Origin of the sequence: Kitasatospora sp. NPDC057500 (genome assembly GCF_042802195.1) — a bacterium.
Classification (GTDB): domain Bacteria; phylum Actinomycetota; class Actinomycetes; order Streptomycetales; family Streptomycetaceae; genus Kitasatospora.
On record NZ_JBHVER010000357.1, the window covers coordinates 1 to 4,393 of the forward strand.

6 protein-coding genes are annotated in these 4,393 nt (G+C 72.7%); all 6 read right to left on the reverse strand.

Annotation, left to right across the window (positions count from 1 at the left end; all coding sequences use genetic code 11):
• Positions 1 to 212 (reverse strand): aldo/keto reductase (locus ACFU74_RS36265; protein WP_380764393.1); only part of this gene is annotated, 212 nt, incomplete at its 3' end.
• Between the two features lie 100 nt (positions 213 to 312).
• Positions 313 to 1,308 (reverse strand): TIGR03571 family LLM class oxidoreductase, encoded by a 996-nt coding sequence (locus tag ACFU74_RS36270; protein WP_380764394.1) that lies wholly within the window; start codon positions 1,306 to 1,308, stop codon positions 313 to 315.
• A 122-nt stretch (positions 1,309 to 1,430) separates the two neighbouring features.
• Positions 1,431 to 2,261 (reverse strand): aldo/keto reductase, encoded by an 831-nt coding sequence (locus tag ACFU74_RS36275; RefSeq protein ID WP_380764395.1) that lies wholly within the window; start codon positions 2,259 to 2,261, stop codon positions 1,431 to 1,433.
• A 15-nt stretch (positions 2,262 to 2,276) separates the two neighbouring features.
• Positions 2,277 to 2,624 carry a nuclear transport factor 2 family protein gene (locus tag ACFU74_RS36280; RefSeq protein WP_380764396.1) on the reverse strand — a complete coding sequence of 116 codons (348 nt, stop codon included), beginning with the start codon at positions 2,622 to 2,624 and terminating at the stop codon, positions 2,277 to 2,279.
• The gene (locus tag ACFU74_RS36285; protein WP_380764397.1) at positions 2,621 to 3,043 is read right to left on the reverse strand and encodes a heme-binding protein; all 423 of its coding nucleotides are present in this window, start codon (positions 3,041 to 3,043) and stop codon (positions 2,621 to 2,623) included. The genes ACFU74_RS36280 and ACFU74_RS36285 overlap by 4 nt, the downstream gene beginning before the upstream one ends.
• 44 nt (positions 3,044 to 3,087) lie before the next feature.
• A complete protein-coding gene (locus ACFU74_RS36290) occupies positions 3,088 to 4,287 on the reverse strand; it encodes an MFS transporter (RefSeq protein WP_380764398.1) in 1,200 nt (399 codons plus the stop codon).
• Positions 4,288 to 4,393 lie beyond the last annotated feature (106 nt).

The window sequence follows — 4,393 nt, forward strand, 5'->3', positions numbered from 1 at the left end:
TCGTCGCGCGGCTTGGTGGACAGCACCTCGCCGAGGCGCTGCTCGGACAGGCCCGCGCCGTAGAAGGGGGCGGTGTCGTAGTAGCGCACGCCCTGCTGCCAGGCGGCCTCGACGGTGGCGGCGGCCTCCGCGTCGGGGATCGCGCGGAACATGTTGCCGAGCGGGGCGGTACCGAAGCCGATCCGGCCGGGGAGGATGTTCTTCAGGGACATGATGGTTCCTCGGGTCCTTCGGGAGTGGTGGAGGGAGGCGGGGTGCTCCGCTTAGATGCGGAAGCCCCTTATGTGCACCAACAATAGTTGCATGCGCGGGTTAATGCAAGGCCTCGGGCGTAGGGAAGTGCGGCAGCACGTGCTCGGCGAGCTCGTGCAGCAGCTCCTCGACCGGCCGGTCGTTGGGGCGCAGGTTGAACGAGACATGGGCGACGCCGAGCCCGGCCATCTCCTTCAGGTGTGCCACCAGGGCGTTGCGGCCGGTGCTCAGGCCCAGCCGGATGGGACGGGGCGGGGCGTCGGGGTCCTCCTGGAGGGTGAGGACCATGGGCGTCAGGTACGGCTTGCCGCCGCCGGTCAGCGCCTGCCACTCCCGCGCCTTGATCCGCAGCGCGCCCAGTTCGCGCGGGTAGTTGAGGGAGGCGTCGACGTTCTCGGCGATCCAGTCCGGGGTCTGCTGCGCCCCGCCGGCGACGGCGATCGGGATCCCCGCCGGGTGCACCGGCCGCGGCAGCACCTCCAGCTGCCGGTCGGCGCCGAGGCCGACACCGGGCAGTTCCAGCGGTCCGCCGCGCCAGGCGGCCCGCAGGGTCGCGACGCCTTCCCGGAACGCCTCGCCGCGGGACTGGAAGTCGCGGCGGAACAGCGGGTACTCGACCGGGCGGTCGCCGCTGGCCAGGCCGAGCAGCATCCGCCCGCCGGACAGCGCGTCGACGGTGGCCGCGGCCTTGGCGACGAGCAGCGGCTCGCGCAGCGGCAGCACGACCGCACCGGTGCCGAGGACGACGTTCTCGGTGACGGCGGCGAGGTGGCCGAGGTGGGTGAAGGTCTCGAAGACCGTACCGGCGTCGCCGAACTGGAGCGGGTCGTAGAGCGGGACGTCGCGCAGCCACAGGGCGGCGAAGCCGAGCCGGTCGGCCAGCCGCGCGCGCTCGGTGTGCGCCGTGAGGTCGGGGACGCCGAAGGGCCGGCCGGCCGCGCGGTCGGCGCGTCCGCGCTCGGGGCCCCAGTCGTTGTCGAGGGGCAGTTCGAGGCCGAGGGTGAGCCGTCCCTCGCCGGGGGCGAGACGGGCGAGGGCGGGGTGGGGGGAGGCCATGGCGAATCCTTCCGGGGCCGGGGCGGGGGGCCGGGGGCCGGGCAGTGCAGGTGCGGGGAAAGGACGACGCCCCCGCCCCGCTCCGGACGGTGGGCCGGGGCGGAGCGGGGGCGTCGGGGGGATCAGTTGAACTGGTCCGGGTGCGGGCCGGTGCGCAGGCCGCGGTCGGTCGCGGCGATCGCGGCCATGTCCTCGCCGGTCAGCTCGAAGTCGAAGACGTCGAGGTTCTGGCGGATCCGGGCGGGGGTAACCGACTTGGGGATCACGATGTTGCCCAGCTGGAGGTGCCAGCGCAGCACCACCTGGGCCGGGGACTTGCCGGTGCGCTCGGCGATCGCGGTGATCGCCGGGTCGTCCAGGACGGCGCCCTGGGCGAGCGGGCTCCAGGCCTCGGTGGCGATGCCGTGCTCGGCGTGGAAGGCGCGCAGCTCGGCCTGCTGGAGGCCGGGGTGCAGCTCGACCTGGTTGACGGCCGGGACGAGCTCGCTGTTGTCCAGCAGGCGCTGGAGGTGGGCGGGCTGGAAGTTGGAGACGCCGGCGGCGCGGATCCGGCCCTCGGCGGCGAGGCGCTCGATGGCCCGCCAGGAGTCGAGGTAGCGGTCCCGGGCCGGGGTGGGCCAGTGGATCAGGTACAGGTCGACGGTGTCCAGGCCCAGCTTGGCGAGGCTGGCGTCGAAGGCGCGCAGGGTCTCGTCGTAGCCCTGGTCGGCGTTCCACAGCTTGGTGGTGATGAACAGGTCCTCGCGCGGCACGCCGCCCTCGGCGAGGGCCCGGCCGACGCCGGCCTCGTTGCCGTAGATCGCGGCGGTGTCGATGCTGCGGTAGCCGGCCTCCAGGGCCGAGGCGACGGCGGCGGTGGTCTGGTCGTCGGGGACCTGGAAGACGCCGAAGCCGAGCTGGGGGATCTCGACGCCGTTGTTGAGCTTCACGGTGGGGACGGTGGGGGCGTTCATGGCGGTACCGGTCTTTCAGTCGGTGCGGTTGGTGAGGGTGTAGCGGACGGTCTGGGCACTGATCAGTCCGTCGCGGAAGACGAACGTGTCGGTGCCGTCGGCGACCCGGTGGGTCGCGGTGGCGGCCGTCCAGCGGAGGAAGAGGATCCCGTCGGCGAACTGCGGGGTCAGTGACCACTCGGCCTGCGGCAGGTCGGTCAGCAGCCGGCCGATCACCCGCCGGACCCCGTCGTGGCCCCGGAACTCGCCGTCGGGGGTGATCAGGACGGCGTCCTCGGTGTAGTTCCCCGCTATTCGGTCGAGGTCCCCGGTGCCCAGGCGCTCGCCGTGGTCGGCGAAGACCTCGCGCGGAGTGCGGCTCATCGGGCGAGTTCCCGCAGGGCGGCGGTGGCGAAGGAGTGGTCCTGCTCCGGGGCGCCGCCGCCGAGGCCGATGGCGCCGACGAGGCGGCCGTCGCGGTGGACCGGGATGCCGCCGGCGATGAACAGCAGCGGCCGGTCGAGGGCGGTCGGCAGCGAGTGGAACGGGCCGTCGGGCTTGACCAGGTCGACCAGGTCGGCGGTCGGGGCGTTCAGCTGCAGCGCGGTGTAGGCCTTGCGGGTGCTGGTCTCGCCGGAGATGAGGACGGCCCGGTCGTCGCGGCGGAAGGCGAGCAGGTGGCCCCCGGCGTCGAGGACGGTGACGCTGACCGGGACCCCGGCCGACTCGGCGGCGGCGCGGGCGGCCGTGATCAGGGCCTCGGCGTCGGCGGTGGTCAGCGGGGTGACGGTGGTGGTGCTCATGGTGCTGGTTCTCCTGGGGTGAGGGGGAGCCGGAGGGAGGGAGGTCAGTGGTGGGCGGCGACGGGGGCGGGGACCGGGCCGGCGGCCGTGGTGGTCGCCGGGGTGCGGCGCTCCAGTGCTGCGGACCAGAAGGCGAGGGCGAGGGCCGCGGCGGCGAGGACGGCGCCGACCCAGTTGGGCGAGGTGAAGCCGAGGCCGGCGGCGATCACCATGCCGCCGAGCCAGGCGGCGAGGGCGTTGCCGAGGTTGAAGGCGCCGATGTTCACGGCCGAGGCCAGGGTGGGCGCGCCGTGCGCCTGGTCCAGGACCCGCTTCTGCAGCGGCGGCACGGTGGCGAAGCCGAGCGCCCCGACGAGCATGATGGTGATCGCGGCGAGCACCTTGTTGTGCGCGGTGAGGGTGAACAGGGCGAGCACGACGGCGAGGCCGCCCAGGGTGGTGTAGAGCATCGGCATGAGCTTGCGGTCGGCGTACTTGCCGCCGAGCAGGTTGCCGAGGAACATCCCGATGCCGAAGAGGACCAGCAGCCAGGTGACCGCGCCGTCCGAGTAGCCCGCCACATTGGTCATCATCGGGGCGATGTAGGTGATCGCGGCGAAGACACCACCGAAGCCGAGCACGGTCATCGCCATCGCGAGCAGGACTTGCGGGTTGCGGAAGGCGGTCAGCTCGCGGCGCAGGTGGGCGCCCTCGGGCCGGGGCATGGCGGGGACCAGCTTGGCGATGCCGAGCAGGCCGACGATGCCGAGCGCCGCGACGATGGCGAACGTGGTGCGCCAGCCGACGGCCTGCCCGATGTAGGTGCCGAGCGGCACGCCGACGATGTTGGCGACGGTGAGGCCGGTGAACATGGTGGCGATGGCGCCGGCCTTCTTGTCCGGGGCGACCAGTTCGGCGGCGACGACGGAGCCGATGCCGAAGAACGCGCCGTGGGCGAGCGAGGCGACCACGCGGCCGGCGAGCATCACGCCGAACGAAGGGGCGAGGGCCGAGACCAGGTTGCCGATCACGAACAGGCCCATCAGTAGCATCAGCATCCGCTTGCGGCTGACCTTGGTGCCGAGCACGGTCAGCAGCGGTGCGCCGATGACCACGCCGAGCGCGTAGCCGGTGACCAGCAGGCCCGCGGTGGGGATGGAGACGCCGTAGTCGGCGGCGATCTCGGGCAGCAGGCCCATGATCACGAATTCGGTGGTGCCGATGCCGAAGGCGCCGACGGCCAGAGCGAGCAGTGCGAGAGGCATTGGGCCCGACCCTTCTGTGATTGCTTGAGTGAGCTCCTTGCGTGTCTCGACAATAGTTGCATACGCGCGTTAAGTGCAAGCGCGGACTGTGGTTGTTCTCTGGATG